The sequence below is a fragment of the Agrobacterium sp. Ap1 genome, from assembly GCF_017313375.1.
Lineage (GTDB): Bacteria > Pseudomonadota > Alphaproteobacteria > Rhizobiales > Rhizobiaceae > Neorhizobium > Neorhizobium cellulosilyticum.
In genome coordinates, this window is record NZ_JAFLMY010000069.1 from 1 (window position 1) to 1145 (window position 1145).

The 1145-nt window shown below is 61.6% G+C and carries 2 protein-coding genes; both read left to right on the plus strand.

Annotation, left to right across the window (positions count from 1 at the left end; all coding sequences use genetic code 11):
* A partial coding sequence (locus JZX87_RS30990; RefSeq protein WP_206829649.1) for a sugar nucleotide-binding protein occupies positions 1 to 345 on the plus strand: 345 nt, incomplete at its 5' end.
* Between the two features lie 18 nt (positions 346 to 363).
* Positions 364 to 1145, plus strand: a 782-nt coding sequence (gene rfbA / locus JZX87_RS30995; RefSeq protein WP_206829650.1) for a glucose-1-phosphate thymidylyltransferase RfbA, incomplete at its 3' end; no start/stop codon positions are given.

The following is a 1145-nucleotide window of genomic DNA, read 5'->3' on the forward strand; positions in this document are numbered from 1 at the left end:
GTCGGCAACCCGACCTCGGCGCTCGATATCGCCGATGCAGTCTTGGTCATCGCGGCCAATCTTCTCGAAAGCGACGATCCGACCCTGCGCGGCACCTTCCACATGACCGGAACGGGTGAGGGCAGCTGGGCGGATTTCGCCATCGAGATTTTCGCACGATCCGCCGACATGGGAGGCCCGACCGCTGAAGTCGGCCGCATCCCGTCGAGCGCCTATCCGACGCCGGCGAAACGGCCTGCCAATTCGCGGCTCGACTGCAGCCTGCTTGAGGCCCGCCACGGCACACGACTTCCCGACTGGAAACAGTCCACTTCCATCATCGTCGAGCGACTGGCTCGAACTTAAGGATCAGGGGCGATACATATGAAGGGCATTATTCTCGCCGGCGGCAGCGGCACGCGGCTTCACCCGATGACCCGGGTCGTCTCCAAGCAACTCATGCCGATCTACGATAAGCCGATGATCTTCTATCCGCTGTCGACACTGATGCTGGCCGGGATCCGCGAAGTCCTGATCATCTCGACCCCGGCCGACATGCCTTTGTTCGAACGCCTCCTCGGTGACGGTTCGCAATGGGGGATCTCGCTCAGCTACGCGGTCCAGCCATCGCCGGATGGTCTGGCGCAGGCTTATATCATCGGCGCCGACTTCATCGGTGACAGCCCGTCCTGCCTGATCCTTGGCGACAACATCTTCTACGGCCACGGCATCACCGATCTTCTGACAAACGCGATGAAGCGGCCCGACGGAGCAACCGTCTTCGCCTATCACGTCAACGATCCGGAACGGTATGGCGTCGTTGAATTCGACAAGTCGATGCGGGCCGTCTCGATCGAGGAAAAGCCGGCAGCTCCGCGCTCCAGCTGGGCCGTGACCGGGCTCTACTTCTACGACAAGGACGTGGTCGAAATCGCTGCCAACCTCAAGCCTTCGCCGCGCGGCGAACTCGAGATCACCGACGTCAACCGCGCCTATCTCGAGCGCGGTGCTCTCAATGTCGAACAGATGGGCCGCGGTTACGCATGGCTCGACACCGGAACGCCGGACAGTCTGCTCGAAGCCTCCGAATTCGTCGCGACACTCGAACGCCGCCAGGGCTTCAAGATCTGCTGCCCCGAGGAAATCGCATACAGAATGGGATTCAT